Origin of the sequence: Bradyrhizobium canariense, from assembly GCF_019402665.1 — a bacterium.
Taxonomy (GTDB): domain Bacteria; phylum Pseudomonadota; class Alphaproteobacteria; order Rhizobiales; family Xanthobacteraceae; genus Bradyrhizobium; species Bradyrhizobium canariense.
The window spans coordinates 1-16,280 of sequence record NZ_VSST01000006.1 but is presented as its reverse complement, the minus strand read 5'-3'; the positions used below and the strand labels follow the sequence as shown (position 1 = coordinate 16,280).

The following is a 16,280-nucleotide window of genomic DNA, read 5'->3' as shown; positions in this document are numbered from 1 at the left end:
AGAGAGGTACGACATGAGCGTTCGAGTGGAAGGGCTGACGAAGACATTCGGTCCATTACGCGCGATCGATGATCTGAGCGTAGGATTTCAAACCGGAAAGATCTCGGTGTTGCTGGGAGCCAGCGGCTGCGGCAAGACGACGACACTCCGCTGCATCGCCGGGCTGGAGCGACCCAACGGCGGTTCAATCATCATCGACGACGATACTGTTTTCAATTCGGACCGCGGCGTTGATATCCAGCCGGAGAAGCGACGTCTTGGCATGGTGTTTCAGTCATATGCGGTCTGGCCGCACCTGACAGTCGCCGGCAACGTCGCGATGCCACTGCGAGCGCAAAAACTGGGCAAAGCCGAGATTGAACGGCGTGTGCAAGAGACGCTCAGGATTGTCGGCTTGAGCGATCAGGCCGAAAAGAGCGCTATGAAATTATCAGGCGGCCAGCAGCAACGGGTCTCGATTGCCCGGTGCCTCGTCGGCAATCCTAGGCTTATCCTGATGGATGAGCCGTTGAGCAATCTCGATGCGCGGCTTCGTGTCGAGATGCGTCATGAGATTCGACAGCTACAGCAACGGATCGGCGCCACGATCCTGTTCGTCACGCACGATCAGGAAGAGGCGATGTCACTGGGTGACGAGATCTTCCTGTTCAGCAAAGGCAAGGTGGTCCAGAAGGGACCGCCGGAGGAGCTATATTTCCGACCAACGGCTCGCTACGTCGCGGAATTCCTGGGCAAGGCGAATCTGTTTCGGGTAGCAGTACGCCCGAATAGCGAGGGGGCTAGTGTCGCCGCATTGCCCTCCGGTGAAATCATTTCACGAGGTCAGATGGCGAATGCGTCCTCGCAACGCGATGCCTTGTGCATGGTGCGGCCAGAATCCTGGCGCGTGGCCAAGGGCGCCGGTTCCGGGCTCTCGGCCAACGTTCAAGAAGTCACGTTTGTCGGCGACCGGCGCGAGCTACGCGTCGACACGCCAATAGGACCGCAATTGGTTGTGACTTACGGATACGAACGGTTCGCCATCAACGATCAGCTCTCGCTCTCTATCGCTCCCGAGCATGTCCATCTGTTCGACAGCGAGGTGTAGCTCGACGTGGCTTTGGAGTGTTCCGCGCCAGGGCGCCGTCCAAGTATGAAGCGGAGCGGACAAGACAACAATTCATCATATTGAAATTTACAGGGAGAAAACCAAATGGGAATGAAAAGGGCCAGCTTCAAAGTATTTCAAAGTTTGGCAGTCGCAGGTGTCCTCAGCGCATTGGGTGGATTGTCCACTGCTCAGACGGCGTTCGCAGCAGATGCGACGCTTGTCGCGGCAGCGGAAAAGGAAGGCCAGTTGGTCGTCTACGGCGATCCATTCACCGTTCCGTTGTTGCTTAAGGCGTTTGGCGCCAAATACCCGAAGATCAAAGTAACGTCCGCCACCGGTGATGCGTGGCAGATATACAACCGCTTTGTCGCCGAGAACGCGGCTGGAAAGCCGTTGTTAGATGTGATGTATCAGGCCGAGGATACCGTCATCACGGCGAAAACTTCGGGGTACTTGGCGGACTTTGCGAGCGATGAAGCCGGGAGTTTAAGCGAGCTCGGTCTTCCACCAGGCGGCGGCTATGTTCGCGGCAATGGAAACCTCATTTTGTTTGCCTACAACCACGATTCCATGGCTAACAAGCAAGTGCCGAAGGATTGGACGGATTACATCAGCCCGCCGGCCGAATGGGATGGCCTCGGCGCCATGTCGAATCCGGGCTCGTCCTCGGCGACGTTCGCGACCGTCGCAGCGATCTATCAGACATTCGGCCCCGAAAAAGGCGGCGCCATCCTAAAAGGCTTCCGCAGCGCCAAGGGTGAATTGAACCCTTCGATGGGCGTCATGGCCACGAAGCTGCAAACGGGCGAACGGCCGCTTGACTTTTTCAACATCACGACTGCGATCTCCGGCATCATCGCCAAGGGAGCTCCAGTCACGATGGCAGTGCCGGTGTCCGGTGGCGTCGCTCAGTTCAACGCAATCGGTCTCAGCAAAAACGCGCCGCATCCAAATGCGGCCCGTCTGCTGGCCGATTTCGCACTGGGTCACGAGATGCAGACGATCTTCGCCGAAGCCGGTGTTTATCCGGTGCGCAATGGCGTTACGCCGCCAAAGGGGCTGCCAGTCCTGGCCGAGGTCAAGCTGCTGAGCCTGGATCTTGAAAAGGCACTCAAGGACCGTGACACCATCTTGAACTGGTGGGCGGCAAGCACTGGCTTTAGCTATCGCTAAGAGCGGGCAGCAGAGCAACCGGCAACCGAAATCATCGAGCCGCTGACGGAATTGAATATGAAGAACGAAGTTACACTCGATCGGGTCTCGGTCGCCAACCTTACTGCCGGTCGCGTTGATCCCGTCGAATTCATTGAAAGCGCCGCAAGCGGTGGCTTTGGTGCTGTAGGGCTATTGTTGATGAGCGCCACCGCGCACCCCCTCCAGCACGAGGTTGTCGGACGGCCGGAGGTCGTCCGCAAAGTCAAATCGGCGTTGAAGTCGCACAACATGCGCATATTCGACGTCGAAGCGTTTATCCTCTCGCCAGCCAGCGATTTTGAAAAGTTTCGTCCTGCGCTTGAAGTTGGAGCGGAACTGGGTGCCACTCACATTTCATCTATTGGCACAGAGGTGATCGGCAACAGCGCATATCTCGAACCGACACAGCGTATCGACCTGTTCGGGCGCCTCTGCGACGAGGCGGCCCGGTTCGGCTTGCATGTCGGGGTCGAGTTCATGCTTTACCGCGATATTGCCACCTGGAAGGACGCGCTTGACCTAGTCGAGGCTGCGGGCCGTTCGAATGCTGGGCTGATTATCGACACCCTGCATCTGTATCGCGCGGGTGGCACGCCGCAAGATGTCGCGGGCATTTCCGCCAACCGTATCGCCTATGCGCAGCTCTCCGATGCAATTCAAATCTCTCCCGAACTGAAAGATCTGCCTACCGAAGCCCGCGGTTCGCGGCTGCATCTTGGAACGGGGAGCATGCCGCTTCATGAACTAGTGGACGCGCTTCCAAAAGCGACGCAGCTCGTAATCGAGACGCCGATTGCGGCAGAAGCGAATTGGTCGACCATCCGGCGCATTCAGTCCGTCGCCGGTTCGTCCAGAAGGTTCTTCGAACGGCATGCCGCGAGGTAGCACGCCCCAGGGCGGGCGCGCGCGCTCTTGAATTCATCACAAGCCAACGCAAATGCGCGATGAGAAGGATGTCACCATGCCCTTGAGATCAGATGCAAGCAAACCGGATGAGTGTGATGTGCTTGTCATCGGCTCGGGCGCCGGCGGCTTGTCAGCGGCTGTCACCGCGGCATGGCACGGCCTGAAGGTGATCGTCGTCGAGAAGGAAGCTGTGTTCGGCGGCGCGACGGCGTGGTCAGGCGGCTGGATGTGGGTGCCAGGCAATCCGCTTGCCCGCCGTGCCGGCATCCACGAAGACCCAGAGGCTCCACGCACTTATCTCCGCAACGAACTCGGCAATCGATACGTCCCGGCCAAGGTAGATGCGTTTCTCGATGCAGCACCACGCATGGTCGCGTTCTTTGAGCGTCACACCCAACTCCAATTCGTAGATGGCAACGCCATCCCGGATATGCATGGCGCGACGCCAGGGGCCGCAACAGGCGGCCACCAGGTCTGCGCGGCGCCTTTCAACGGACGGAAGCTCGGTGCTCTATTCGGCAAGCTCAGGCGGCCGCTGCGCGAAACGTCCTTTCTGGGATTGCCGATCATGGCGGGCGCGGATCTGGCAGCGTTCATGAGCGTCACGCGCTCGGTTCGCTCCACATTCCACGTCGCGCGACGGGTTGGTCGCCACCTTCTCGACCTGGCACTGTTTGGCCGGGCGACTCAACTCGTGAACGGCAATGCATTGGCCGCACGGCTCGGCCTCTCAGCCGCGGACCTCGGCGTCGAAATCCGCGTGTCGGCGCCCGCAAGGCGTCTCATCGTCGAGGCTGGTGTGGTGACAGGTGCGATTGTCGGTGGTCCGAACGCCGACTACGCTATCCGCGCTCGTCGTGGGACGATTCTGGCGAGTGGCGGCTTTCCGCACGATCGGGAGCGCCGACGCGAGCTGTTCGGCTACACGCCCTCGGGAGAAGAACATTGGTCGGTCACGCCGGACTCTGTCTCGGGCGACGGTCTGCGTCTCGGCGAACGGGCAGGCGGTGAAGTAGACAGATCCCTCGCTTCCTCGGGCGCTTGGTGCCCGGTCTCGCTGGTCCCCTATCCGGACGGGAAGGTGGGACGCTTTCCCCATATCATCGAACGGGCGAAGCCCGGCATTATTGCGGTCTTGGCGGACGGTCGCCGCTTTGTGAACGAGGCCGACGGCTACTACGATTACGTCAGCGCCATGATCCGTGAAACGCTGCCGGGTCAGGAGGTCGCATCCTGGCTAATCTGCACCCGCAGCTTCCAGCGACGGTACGGTCTTGGCATCTCGCGGCCGGCTCCCTTGCCCGTTGCGCCCTATATTAGATCTGGCTACATCAAAGTCGGCCGGACCGCGGAAGAATTGGCGCGCGCCTGCGGCATCGATCCGGAAGGCCTGTGCCGGACGCTCGACGGATACAATCATCACGCGCGACGGGGCGAGGATCCTGCATTCGGACGCGGCTCGACGCCCTTCAACCGCAAGGGGGGCGATGCGAACGTGAAACCCAATCCCTGCGTAGCACCGATCGAAATCGGACCATTCTACGCTGTGAAGGTGCTGCCCGGCAGCTTCGGCACGTTCGCCGGCCTGAAGACGGACGAACGTAGCCGGGTTCTCAACTGTGAAGGCCGACCGATACCGGGGCTGCACGCGGTCGGCGCCGACATGGCGAGCGTGATGGGCGGTTATTACCCCTCAGGCGGCATCAATCTCGGTCCGGCGATGACCTTTGGCTATATTGCCGGCCGTCACATCGCGGGTGCGACTGGTGACGATGATGCAGCGACAACCATTCGCCACGGCCTCGATGATCGGCAATTATCCTCGAGCTGAGCTAGAAAGAGGATATCAGCTTTCAGAAAAGGCCCGAGAGCTTGCCTGGGAGCCAGTATCGGGATCCGTGATGCGAACTTCAACGGCGGACAGGGAGCGGCCCACGGAGCCGGGGATGCGCGGTCCTTCATACGGATTGGAGGCGATCATGCCGGTCTCGGTCATGCCGTACCATTCGAGGATCTCGTGACCAGTCCTCTGTTTTCCAGGCAAGGTGCAAGTTTCATTGCTTTGTTGAGCTTTTCGATCGCTACTTACGTGCGGGATGCAGGGATAGCAGGTCGGAAAAAACGCCGGATGCGATTTACATTCCCGCTGCAACCTATTGATCCATAAAGTCTGGCTTCGAGTGCTTTTTACTGGTAAAGCTCTGACTTTGCTGATGAAAGATGAGACTCTTAATCAGCGGGGCCCAGGTTCGAGCCTTGGTGCGCCGACCATTGGAAACGTCTTATTTTCCGAGATCTTCGCGAAGTGATCGCCGAGACAAAATGGATCTCGTGCGACGTTTTCTATATCGACCGCATCGCCATCGCTACGCGACTCCTTCTCCGTTTTTGTACTCATACCCGTTCCATAGAGTGTGCAGACTCGGTGGTACAGGATCAGGTGCTCATCGTAGAACAGGATATCCGGGCGAGCAAAGGGACAATCTGTTCTGCCTGTACCCGCGGAGTGTCGCTTCCCGCAAACGGTGCGGCGTTTACTCGGTCATCAGGGCCGGCACCGGCAGGGCCGTAATCGACTTGATCTTCTCCATCGCAAAGCGCGAGGTGACGTTCTTGAGCGGGGCGACGTGGATCAGCTTCTTGTAGAAAACGTCGTAGCTCTGCATGTCCGGAATGACGACGCGCAGCATATAGTCGATGTCGCCGGCCATTCGGTAAACTCCATCACCTCGGGCATGGCGCTGACCGCCGCCGCGAAGCGCTTCAGCCAGACACCGGAGTGATCGGAGCTTTCCACGGAGACCAACACAGAGAGACCGAGGCCGTTCTTGTTCTGGTCGACCAAAGAGACGCGCTTGAGGATCACCCCGTCGGCCTCCAGCCGCTGAATGCGCTTCCAGCACGGCGTGGACGACAGGCCGACCCGGTCGCCAATCTCCGCGACCGAGAGCGAGGCGTCCTCTTGAAGCACCGTCAGTATCTTGCGGTCGATGGCGTCGAGGCGGCGGCCCGTCTCGGCGAGCTGCAGCGCAGCGTCGGTCTTGTCTGATTACCTTCAGTGTCAGGGGAAGCTCGAGCGCCGGCGCTTGGGCGAAGTCGTCAGCCGTGGGGTCCGAACAGGAAGATCTCGTAGAGGTCGTCCTGCTGGCCGCTCTCGCCACCTGTCTGCGGCCGCAGCGAGCGCCGGAACCAGTCGCGGGCGTGTCGATCTCGGCGCTGTTCACCGGCGGATTGCTCCCCGGCGTGGTCCTCGCGGGCATGCTCGCCGCCGTCGTGTGGTGGCGATACCGCCGCGAGGACGGCCATCGTTTCGAAATCTCCCGTTTGGGTGGGCCGTAGTCGTCGTCTGGTTTTCGAAGCCCGGTCCGCTACAGTCGCATCGCAGTTTTTCAGGGTCGAAGTCACCTGTTGACGTCGACGACCGTGCGCCCGCGCACTTGGCCACTCATGAGGCGCTCCGCGGAGGCGACGACGTCACTCAGACCGATTTCGACCGCCGATCTCTCCAGATCGGCTTCGGTGAGCAAGGCGGCAAGACGATCCCAGGCTTCGACGCGTTCCGCCTTCGGGCGCGTCACGCTGTTGATGCCGAACAGTGCGATTCCGCGCAGGATGAAGGGGGCAACGCTTGCGGGAAAGTCCAACCCTTGCGCCATGCCACAAGCTGCGACGGCTCCGTCCGCTTTGATGCCGGCGCACACGTTGGCGAGGGTGTGGCTGCCTACCGAGTCGATCGCGGCGATCCACCGTTCCTTCTGCAGCGGCTTGCCTGGTTGCGACAATTGGGACCGGTCGATGATCTCGGTTGCGCCCAGGCTCTTGAGGTACGGCCCTTCGTCGGGTCTTCCAGTCGAAGCCACGACGTGAAATCCGAGCTTGTGCAACAGCATGATCGCAATGCTGCCGACGCCCCCGCCGGCACCGGTCACCAGCACGTCGCCCGTGCCAGGGCGGATGCCAAACTTCTCGAGGGCGATGATCGATAGCATCGCCGTGTAGCCGGCGGTGCCGATGATCATCGCCCGGCGGGAAGGCATCGAAGCCGGCAGCTTGATCAACCAGTCGGCCTTGACGCTGGCTCGCTGAGCCAGGCCGCCCCAGTGTTGTTCGCCGACCCCCCAGCCGTTGAGAACGACCCGGTCTCCCGGCGAGAAGGTCGAGTCGGAACTCGACGAGACCAGACCCGCGAAGTCGATCCCCGGCACCAGCGGGAAGGATCTGACGATCGGACCCTTGCCGGTGATCGCAAGGCCGTCCTTGTAGTTCAGGGTGCTGTACTCGACGTCGACGGTCACGTTTCCTTCGGGAAGGCGAGCCTCGGGCAACTCGGCCACCCCGGCGCGGTATCCTTGCTCGTCCTTTTCGATCAAAACGGCTTTGAACAACTTGAACTCCTATTTCACGTTTCTTTTGGACCGCGGCTTCGCCCCGTCCGGGCGCGGGAGACCGGCGAGGAAGCCGGAGATGAAGGTATCGAGCGGCACGCCGTTCCTGACGAGGCGCGCCCGCATCACCGCCCCCTCCCAGCCGATCCAGAAGAACTCGGCCAAGGCATCGCAGTCCGCGGCATCTCCGATCTCGCCGACGTCGCGCGCGAGTTCCAGGCAATGCGCCACCTTCCGCTGCCAGCCCTTGATGATTTCGTCCAAAGCGGACCTGTAATCGTCGGGTAGCGCCTCGACTTCCTGGCTGAGATTTCCGACGAGGCAGCCGCGCGTGTAGCTGTATTTCGCCATACCTGCCTTGGCGTCTTCGACGAAGGCTCGCATGCGTGCCAGCGGCGCGAGCCTTTCGTCGTTGAGGGCGCGGTCCAGCTTGTGCCGGAAAAAGGAATCGTACTCCTTCATGATTTCGCGGCCGTATTCCGCCTTGCTCTCGAAGTAATGGTAGAACGAGCCCTTCGGCACGGTGGCGCGGCGCAGCAGTGCGTCCAGGCCCGTGGCGGCAAATCCCTGTTGAGTCATCACTTCCATTCCGCAACGGATCAGAACGTCGCGTGTCGGCGCGTATCCGATGTCGTGTCGCCACGCCTCGGCCGGTTGGCGGCGATTATCTGAAGATTTTGCCATTTGTGTCCTTAATAGACCGATCGTCTAGAACACAAAAGCCGACTTTGAGCAAGCATGGAACCGCAATACCTGACGAACTAGAAACCGAAATAGCGCTGAAAATGCCGCAAAATGCTGCAAGTGAAAGCTTTTTCCGCGGTTTTTGCCGAGTCATTGTGCGGTTCCGCGTCACGTCATGTAAGTTTCATACTTGACACAAAGTGTCCTTAGTTCGAAGGTTGGCCATTCTTCGAGAGAGGTGCTGCATGTTTCGCTTGTTCCGAAAAGCCGCGTCCATCGTCGTCGGCGTGGCTGTTCTTTGCGTCGGACATATCGCCGATCCGGCCGAGGCGGCCGATGTTTATCCCTCCACCACGATCAAGCTGGTCGTCGGTTTCCCGCCTGGAGGTCCGACGGACATCATTGGCCGCGTGATCGGCCGCCTTCTCTCGAAGGAGTTGAACCAGACCGTCATCATCGAGAACAACGGCGGTGCCGGCGGAATGATCGCCGCGTCAAACGTTTCCCGCGCGAAGCCCGACGGGTACACGCTCCTCGTCGCGGTGGAGTCCTCGAATACTCGCGCCAAGGCGCTCTATGCGTCTGTGCGCTATGATCAGCAGAAGGGCTTCACCTACATCCGGAAGGTCGCGAAGCAGCGGAATCTGCTAGTCGTGAACCCGAATTTTCCCGTGTCCAGCGTACCGGAGCTCGTCGCCTATCTGAAGGCGCACCCGGGAGAAGTAAACTTCGGCGGTACGTTCGGGGCGACATCCCACATTGGCGGCACGCTGTTCGATATGGCCTACGACACGAAAATGTCGTTCATCAACTATTCGGGCGGCAATCAACCGATAGTCGATTCCATGTCGGGGATTTTGCAGGTGGGCTTCTTTACCGAAGCCACGATCGGTCAGCAGGTCAAGGCCGGCACCCTCAAGGCGCTCGCGGTGACGTCAGCCGAGCGGTCGCCGGCCTTCCCGGATCTGCCGACGATCGAACAGGCGGGTGGCAAGCCTATCGATATCTCCCCGTGGTTCGGGGTCGCGGGTCCGCCGGGCCTTCCCGCCGACGTCGTCGCCAAGGTTGGCGCTGCCCTCGACAAGGCTTCGAGTGATCCAGAGTTCCTGAAGCAACTGGAAACGATCGGCGCCACCCTGATCACCGGTTCGACGGTGGAGAGCTTCACGTCCGATGTCGGAAAGGAAGAGGCCTACTGGAATAAGTGGGCCAAGGATATCGGGGCGCCTCTGCAGAAGTAGCCCCCGAAGGATAACCCATGGACTTCTATCAGCAGTACGACGCTCATCTTTCCGCCGACGAGCGCGATCACGTGGCGACGGCACGGGCGTTTTGTGCCGGTGCCTTTTCCGAGAGCGTCTTGGCCGCGCACATGGCGGGCGAGGCGTTTCCGGAAAAGTGGGTTGCCGAGTGGGCAGCGCTCGGCATGCTGGGGCTTCAGGCCAAGCGAGTTCACGGTGGTCTGGAAGCGTCCTACTTCTGCAAGATCCGGGTCGCGCAGGAAATGGCGCGCCACGGCTTCGCAGCGGCGTTCTGCCTGAACCATCACCAGGGCGGAGCGACGCGCCTTTCCCAGACAGGTACGCCGATCCAGATCGAGCGATTGTTGCAGCCCGCGCTGCGCGGGGAGCTTCTCCTGACGACGGCCATGACCGAGCCTGCGGGCGGGAGCGATGTCTCCGCGCTTACCACGACGGCCGTTCCGGTCGACGGTGGCTGGGCTCTGAGCGGCACCAAGGCCTGGATGACGGACGGCCTGCTGGTCGGAGGCTTGATCGTCCTGGCCCGCGTGGGCGATGCGGCGGGGGCAGGGGACATCGCCAGTTTCTACGTGCCGTTCGGTGAGGCCAATACGGTCCGGCGAAGCGAGATTGTCGTTCCGGGAGCGCGTTCCTTCCGCCTGGCCGAGGTGGCCTTCGACGCTCACTTCATTCCGGAGTGGTGTCTGATCGCCGCGCCGGGCGCCGCGCTAAAAGCATCGATGACTTCCGTCAACGCGGCTCGCGTCCACGTGGCTGCCATGTGCGTCGCGACGCTGCATGCGGCGCTGTGCGAGGCGGTCGATTACTGCGAAGGCCGGCAGGCCTTCGGAAAACCGCTGACCGGGCATCAGGGCCTGCGATGGGAACTCGCCGAGGTGTCGGTCAGGCTCGAGGCCGCCAACTCACTCGTCTTCCGAGCCGCTGAACAGATACAGACCGGAGGCAATCCGGTCGCGCTCGCGGCGCAAGCCAAGAAGTTCGCCGTCGATACCGCGCTCTGGGGCATCGATCAGTGTGTCCGGATCGTGGGCGCGACCGGCGCCAGCGCGGCCCACCGCTTGAATATGCATTTCGCCGAGGTCCGGATGGCGGCCTACGCCGACGGCACCAACGAGATGCTGCTCGATCGGGTCGGTCGCGGCCTGTCGACGACGTACCCCAAGTCAATCCCGTAGCAAACACGGCGGACGAAACGATGCGCAACGTAGTGGTTGAGAATGCGGCAGCGGCCGTGGAAGGCATCAAGGACGGCGACACCGTCATGATGGGCGGGTTCGGCGGGGCGGGCCTTCCGCTGGGAGTGGTCAAGGCGGTGCTCGACAGGGGCGTCCGCGACTTGACGCTGATATCGAACAATGCCGGCTCCACGGAGGACGATCTGTCGCTGTGGTTCGAGGCCAGGATCGTCCGCAAGATCGTCTGCTCCTATCCCCGCAGCGCCAAGCAGTTTGCCGAACAATATCGTGCCGGCACCGTCGAACTCGAGCTCGTTCCGCAAGGAACGCTGGTCGAACGCATCCGAGCGGGTGGCGCCGGTCTTGGCGGCTTCCTTTCTCCCGTCGGCGTCGGAACGGTGTTCGCGGAGGGCAAGGAGAAGATCGTCGTCGAAGGACGAGAGTTCATTCTCGAGCTTCCGCTTCGGGCAGATTTTGCTTTCGTCAAGGGGCATCTCGCCGACACGCTCGGCAACGTCACCTACAACAAGACGGCGCGCAATCATTGCGCGGTCATGGCGACCGCGGGCCGGACGGTGGCCGTGGAGGTCGACCGCGTGGTTGAAGCCGGCGATCTGGATCCGGAAGCCATTGTCACGCCCTGCATCTTCGTCGACCGCGTTTTCGCAAGGAGCCTTCGATGACCCCGCTTTCACGCGACGCATTGGCGCGCATGGTCGCGCTTCATCTGCCGGCGGAGGGCTTCGTGAATCTCGGGATCGGCGCTCCTACGCACGTGGCCGATTACTTGCCGGCCGGTTCGGGCGTAATCCTTCACAGCGAGAACGGCATCCTCAACGTGGGCCCAAAACCGGCGGCAGGCGAAGAGGACTGGGATCTCATCAACGCCGGGAAAATGCCGATCTCGCTTCGGACCGGTGGCTCCTACTTCGACTCCAGCCTCTCATTCGCGATGATGCGGGGCGGCCATCTCGACGTCGCCGTGCTCGGCGCGTTCCAGGTCTCCAAGGACGGCGACCTTGCCAACTGGACGACCGGAGACAATGGGTCTCCGCCCGGCATCGGTGGAGCAATCGATCTAGCCGTCGGCGCGAAGTCGATCTGGGTGATGATGGATCACACCACGAAGGATGGTCGTTCCCGCATCGTGGAGCGATGCGGGTATCCACTCACCGCGCGTAGAGTGGTGACCCGGATATTCACCAGCCTCGCCATCATCGAGGTCACCGGGGAAGGGCTGGCGGTCCAGGCGCTGCTCGAGGGCCTCACGATCGAGGCGCTGCGCGATCGGACGGAGGCGCCGCTGCACGTCGCCGGCGAGGTCCGGACCATCAAGCAGGACGGGAGCGTCGCATGACCTATCGCGTCGCCGAACTGGTCGCCGACAGTCTCGTCGCCCATGGGATCGACCGGGCCTTCGGCGTGCCGGGAGAAAGCTTTCTGGCGCTGCTGGATGCGCTGCGCGACCGCAGCGATTTCGATCTGGTGACCTGTCGGCACGAAGGAAGTGCAAGCCTTGCGGCCGTCGCCGACGCCAAGCTCACGGGTCGCGCCGGAGTCGTGATGGCGAGCCGTGGCCCAGGCGCCTTCAACGCCGCGGTTGGACTGCATGTCGCCGCGCAGGAAGCGATTCCGCTGGTGATGCTGGTCGGTCAAGTCGACCGTCCGAACCTTGCGCGGGACGCTGTGCAGGAGATCGACTGTGGCCGTTCGTTCGATGGCGTGCTGAAATGGTCCGTGCGTCTGAACTCGGCGGATCTCGTTCCTGAGATGATGGCCCGCGCGTTCGCGGTGGCCAGTGTGGGAACGCCCGGCCCGGTCGCCGTCGAACTGCCTGAGGATCTCCTTGAGGAAGCCGCAGAGGGGTTTGCCGTCAGGATCAACGGACTCGCACGTCCGGAGCCGGGCAGTGCGGCCATCGAAAAGGCGGCGGCGGCGTTGACGGCGGCGGAGCGGCCCATCCTGCTGGTCGGCGGCGAATGCCGCACGGCATCTTTTCGCAAAGATCTGGTCGCGTTCTCCGAGATGTGGAACGTCCCGGTCGTCACCATGAACAAGATGCAGGACCAATTTCCGAACGCTCACCCGCTGTGGGGCGGTCAGTTTGGGTTCTTTCCCTCCCAACCTCACGCCAAACTGCTCGAACGAGCCGACCTCGTCGTTGCCGTCGGAACGCGTCTGGGCGACCTGTCCTCGCTCGGCTTTGCGTTTCCGAGGCAGGCCGAGCCGCGCCAGCCGTTGGTCCACGTCTATCCGGATCCCGATGCGATCGGAAAGCGCGTCCAGACCGACGTCGCGGTCGTTTCCGGATCGCATGCGTTCGTGTCGGCCATGCTGGCCGTTTCCACGGCAGCGCCGGACCGGACCGAGTGGCTCAGAGCAGCAGCCGCGGTGCGGACGGCCACCCACGGTTGGCCTCGTTTCGGCGTACCGTCCGCAGACGTCTTCGGTCACGCCGTGGCGGCCATCGCCATACACTTCAAGCCCGACGGCGTCGTCACGACGGACTCCGGCAATTTCGCCGGATGGGTCCATCGCATCTTCAGCTTCGAGCCGACCGCACGACTACTCGGCTCGGCTTGTGGCGCGATGGGCAGCGGGGTCCCGTCCGGGCTCGCCGCGAGCCTTCGCTTTCCGGGGCGACAGGTCGTAGCCTTTTGCGGAGACGGAGGCTTCCTGATGACGGGCAACGAACTGGCGACGGCCGTCGCCAGAGGGGCGGACCTCAAGATCGTAGTATCGAACAACTGGTCCTACGGGACGATCCGATCGCACCAGGAGCGGGCCTTTCCAGATCGTCCTTACGGCACTGACCTCTCTAACCCCGACTTCGCCGCCTTGGCGCGTGCCTTCGGCGCGAAGGGATTCGTCGTCGAGGACGCGGAGAGCGCTCCGTCGACGATCGCAGAGGCCATGACGGCCGGGGGACCGGTCGTCATCGAGGTGCGATCGGACGTGCGCCAGACACTCGACAAGTCGCTCGCCGCCTCACGCAGAGTTCCTTCGAACTGAACCCTAGGAGAACCAAGATGGACGCGATCGCTATCGAGAAACCCGAGGTCGCGATGTCCTGGCAGGGCGTCGTGCGCTTCTTGCACAAGACCCCGCGCGCGTTTCTGCCGATGCGCTCGTTTCCTTCGCTCGAGCTCGTCGCCGGACGCGGGATCGAGGGCGATCGATATTTCGTCGGTCACGAAACCGGATTCTACTCCCACAAGCCGGAGGAGGGACGGCAGGTCACCCTGTTTGAGATGGAGACGCTCGAGGCGCTGCGACGCGACCACAAGATCGAGTTGCTGCCGGAGGAACATCGCCGCAACGTGACGGTCGAAGGCGTCCCGCTGAATCATCTCGTCGGCCATCGCTTCCGACTGGGAGAGACGATCGTTGAGGCGACCCGTCTTTCGACGCCGTGCCGGCACATCGAAGAGATACTCGGCAAGTCGGTCTTCGATCCACTGATCAACCGGTCGGGGCTGAACTGCAAGATCATCGCGGGGGGCACGCTGCGCGTCGGCGATGCGGTGAGGCCGATATAGATGGCGAAGGCGATCAAGACGGTCTCCACCGTTGTCTCTAAGGTCGAGGATCTCGGCAACGACACTAAGCGCTTCACGCTGGTCGATCAGGACGATTGGGAGCTGCCACCGTTCCGGCCCGGGGCGCACATCGACGTTCATCTGGGGCAGGGTCTCGTCAGGACCTATTCGCTTTGCAATGAGCCGGATGACAATCGGCGTTACGTGATCGCGGTGAAGCGCGAACGCGAAGGCCGCGGCGGCTCGAACTTCCTGCACGACCGTGTCGAGGCAGGGCAGCCGATTTCCGTCTCGCTGCCGCGCGGAGGAATCGCGCTGGATCCGGAAGGGACGAACGTGTTCGTCGCCGGAGGCATCGGCGTGACCCCGTTCATCTCTGCGATCCGGCATCTCGAGCGTCGGGGGCGTTCGAATTACGTGCTGCATTGGACCAGTCGCGGGCAGCCGGTCCTGCCCGACATGATTGTGCCGGCGATCGAAGCGGGCCGTGTTCGCCTGTACGACACGACCACCCAGGCCAAGCCCGTCATCGCCGCGATCGTGCGGGAGTTCGTCGGGTCTGGTCTGGCGGCCTGCTGCGGACCTGCCCCGATGCTGCAGGCCTTCGAAGATGCCGTTTCGGCCTGGCCGGAAGAGCGAAAGCACATTGAGATGTTCACGCCGCCGAAAGTCTCCGCCAAAAGCGATGTGCCTCCCTACGAACTCTATCTATCGGCGAGCAAGAAGCTGGCGACCGTCACGCCGGATGTCGGTCTTCTCGGGACGTTGGACGCGCTCGGCGTCGACGTACCCGTGTCCTGCGGCGGCGGTATTTGTGGCGCTTGCCGCACGCGCTGGTCCGAGGGACCGCCCATCCATCGCGATCGCGTGCTGTCGCCCGCCGAACGGCAGAATGAACTCATCGTCTGCGTGGGCGACTGCGCGGGACAGCGACTGGTGCTCGACCTGTAGTCGGTTGAGGCGCTTGGTTCACGGTTTGAATTGTCGATGGTTTGGTGCGAGATCGATGCAGGCAATCATTTCGGAAAGATCCGGGCGCAATGACACTCAACCTCAAATTCCTCCGCGTGCAGAGCGGCATGACGCTGGAGCAGCTTGCGGCCGATTCCGGTCTGACCCGCAGCTATCTTTCCAAGTTGGAACGCGGGCTCTCTTCTCCATCGATAGGCTCCGCGATCAAGATCGCCGAGGCTCTCGGAACGACTTTGGACCACTTCTACGGCCAGCCCGACGACCACGATCCGATCACGATTGTCCGCGCGAAGAACGGGAAGGCGGGCGATATCGACACGCACCTGTCGCTCGTCGCTGGACTCGCTCCCGAACGCACGATGCGCGCCTTCGTCGTGAGGCCGACCAAAACGGCAAAACGCGGTCGCATCATGAGCCACCACGAAGGTGAGGAGATCTTGTTCATCCTCACAGGCCGGATCGAACTCGTCATCGGGAAGCGCAAGGAAACGCTCAATCCGGGCGACTGCATTCAGTTCGATTCCACGATCCCGCACAAGCTGATCCAGGTGTCTTCCGAACCGGCATCGGCGCTCGTCGTGATAGCGAGCAAAACCGCATAGAGGTGCCGAGAATGCCGATCACGTTGCGAAAGAAGGATTTCTACGCCGGGCTACTCATGGTGCTGCTGGGCGCCGGGATCGATATCAACTCTACGACCTATTCGCTCGGGACCTTCGCGCACATGGGACCGGGCATGTTTCCGTTCATGCTCGGTGTCATGATGGTGATCGTCGGAGCGTTGATCTTCGTCACGGGATTGGCGACGCCTCTTGAAGAGGGAGAGCGCATCTTGCCGGCCGCGATGGAATGGCGAGGCTGGGCCTGCATCCTCGCGGGTCCGCTGATGTTCGTCCTCTTCGGCGTCTATTTCGGCATGGCCGCGGCCACCTTCATGTGCGTCTTCGTCTCCGCGCTCGGCGACCGGACCGCTACCGTCAGAGGTTCCGCCGTTCTGGCCGCTGTCGTCACCGTCGCCGGCTGTCTCCTCTTTTCCTACGTGCTGAGAGTTCCTTTCCCGCTCTACCGTTGGG

Annotated in this window: 16 protein-coding genes and 2 pseudogenes; 14 read left to right on the top strand and 4 right to left on the bottom strand. The window is 61.9% G+C overall.

Annotated elements, in window-relative coordinates:
* Nucleotides 1–13 precede the first annotated feature (13 nt).
* The 4 genes from FXB41_RS02465 (at nucleotide 14) to FXB41_RS02450 (ending at nucleotide 5,021) form a co-directional block, all read left to right on the top strand.
* On the top strand, nucleotides 14–1,087 hold the full coding sequence (locus tag FXB41_RS02465) for an ABC transporter ATP-binding protein (protein ID WP_007594335.1): 1,074 nt from the start codon (nucleotides 14–16) through the stop codon (nucleotides 1,085–1,087).
* A gap of 105 nt (nucleotides 1,088–1,192) precedes the next feature.
* Nucleotides 1,193–2,263 carry an ABC transporter substrate-binding protein gene (locus FXB41_RS02460; RefSeq protein WP_219679220.1) on the top strand — a complete coding sequence of 357 codons (1,071 nt, stop codon included), beginning with the start codon at nucleotides 1,193–1,195 and terminating at the stop codon, nucleotides 2,261–2,263.
* A gap of 57 nt (nucleotides 2,264–2,320) precedes the next feature.
* The gene (locus FXB41_RS02455; protein ID WP_219679218.1) at nucleotides 2,321–3,169 is read left to right on the top strand and encodes a sugar phosphate isomerase/epimerase family protein; all 849 of its coding nucleotides are present in this window, start codon (nucleotides 2,321–2,323) and stop codon (nucleotides 3,167–3,169) included.
* A gap of 52 nt (nucleotides 3,170–3,221) precedes the next feature.
* Nucleotides 3,222–5,021: an FAD-dependent oxidoreductase gene (locus FXB41_RS02450; protein ID WP_246648530.1), complete on the top strand. Its 1,800-nt coding sequence runs from the start codon at nucleotides 3,222–3,224 to the stop codon at nucleotides 5,019–5,021.
* A gap of 15 nt (nucleotides 5,022–5,036) precedes the next feature.
* Here FXB41_RS02450 and FXB41_RS02445 read toward each other — a convergent pair whose 3' ends face one another.
* Together FXB41_RS02445 and FXB41_RS02440 are read right to left on the bottom strand one after the other, a co-directional pair.
* Entirely contained in the window at nucleotides 5,037–5,171 is a 135-nt protein-coding gene (locus FXB41_RS02445) for a hypothetical protein (protein ID WP_376707477.1), read from the bottom strand.
* 553 nt (nucleotides 5,172–5,724) lie between these two features.
* Nucleotides 5,725–6,218 (bottom strand): annotated as a pseudogene (locus tag FXB41_RS02440) (Lrp/AsnC family transcriptional regulator).
* Nucleotides 6,219–6,382: 164 nt separating this feature from the next.
* Between FXB41_RS02440 and FXB41_RS40450 the strand changes: the two are divergent.
* Nucleotides 6,383–6,490, top strand: a pseudogene (locus tag FXB41_RS40450) (TRAP transporter large permease subunit); the annotation flags it as partial.
* 101 nt (nucleotides 6,491–6,591) lie between these two features.
* Here FXB41_RS40450 and acuI read toward each other — a convergent pair.
* Together acuI and acuR are read right to left on the bottom strand one after the other, a co-directional pair.
* Entirely contained in the window at nucleotides 6,592–7,575 is a 984-nt protein-coding gene (gene acuI / locus FXB41_RS02430) for an acrylyl-CoA reductase (NADPH) (RefSeq protein WP_219679213.1), read from the bottom strand.
* A 9-nt stretch (nucleotides 7,576–7,584) separates the two neighbouring features.
* Nucleotides 7,585–8,259 (bottom strand): acrylate utilization transcriptional regulator AcuR, encoded by a 675-nt coding sequence (gene acuR / locus FXB41_RS02425; protein WP_219679211.1) that lies wholly within the window; start codon nucleotides 8,257–8,259, stop codon nucleotides 7,585–7,587.
* A 245-nt stretch (nucleotides 8,260–8,504) separates the two neighbouring features.
* On the opposite strand from acuR, the gene FXB41_RS02420 reads away from it, so the two are divergent.
* The 9 genes from FXB41_RS02420 to FXB41_RS02380 form a co-directional block, all read left to right on the top strand.
* Complete coding sequence (locus tag FXB41_RS02420) at nucleotides 8,505–9,500, top strand: Bug family tripartite tricarboxylate transporter substrate binding protein (protein WP_219679209.1); 996 nt, start codon at nucleotides 8,505–8,507, stop codon at nucleotides 9,498–9,500.
* A gap of 17 nt (nucleotides 9,501–9,517) precedes the next feature.
* The gene (locus FXB41_RS02415; RefSeq protein WP_219679206.1) at nucleotides 9,518–10,696 is read left to right on the top strand and encodes an acyl-CoA dehydrogenase family protein; all 1,179 of its coding nucleotides are present in this window, start codon (nucleotides 9,518–9,520) and stop codon (nucleotides 10,694–10,696) included.
* A 20-nt stretch (nucleotides 10,697–10,716) separates the two neighbouring features.
* On the top strand, nucleotides 10,717–11,379 hold the full coding sequence (locus FXB41_RS02410) for a 3-oxoacid CoA-transferase subunit A (RefSeq protein ID WP_219679204.1): 663 nt from the start codon (nucleotides 10,717–10,719) through the stop codon (nucleotides 11,377–11,379).
* On the top strand, nucleotides 11,376–12,053 hold the full coding sequence (locus FXB41_RS02405; RefSeq protein WP_219679201.1) for a 3-oxoacid CoA-transferase subunit B: 678 nt from the start codon (nucleotides 11,376–11,378) through the stop codon (nucleotides 12,051–12,053). The genes FXB41_RS02410 and FXB41_RS02405 overlap by 4 nt, the downstream gene beginning before the upstream one ends.
* Complete coding sequence (locus FXB41_RS02400; protein ID WP_219679199.1) at nucleotides 12,050–13,708, top strand: thiamine pyrophosphate-dependent enzyme; 1,659 nt, start codon at nucleotides 12,050–12,052, stop codon at nucleotides 13,706–13,708. Before FXB41_RS02405 ends, FXB41_RS02400 begins: the two co-directional genes overlap by 4 nt.
* 17 nt (nucleotides 13,709–13,725) lie before the next feature.
* Nucleotides 13,726–14,235 carry an MOSC domain-containing protein gene (locus FXB41_RS02395; RefSeq protein ID WP_219679197.1) on the top strand — a complete coding sequence of 170 codons (510 nt, stop codon included), beginning with the start codon at nucleotides 13,726–13,728 and terminating at the stop codon, nucleotides 14,233–14,235.
* Complete coding sequence (locus FXB41_RS02390; RefSeq protein ID WP_219679194.1) at nucleotides 14,236–15,186, top strand: PDR/VanB family oxidoreductase; 951 nt, start codon at nucleotides 14,236–14,238, stop codon at nucleotides 15,184–15,186.
* 89 nt (nucleotides 15,187–15,275) lie between these two features.
* Nucleotides 15,276–15,809 (top strand): helix-turn-helix domain-containing protein, encoded by a 534-nt coding sequence (locus FXB41_RS02385; RefSeq protein ID WP_219679191.1) that lies wholly within the window; start codon nucleotides 15,276–15,278, stop codon nucleotides 15,807–15,809.
* Between the two features lie 11 nt (nucleotides 15,810–15,820).
* The coding region (locus tag FXB41_RS02380) for a tripartite tricarboxylate transporter TctB family protein (protein ID WP_219679190.1) at nucleotides 15,821–16,280 on the top strand (460 nt) is incomplete at its 3' end.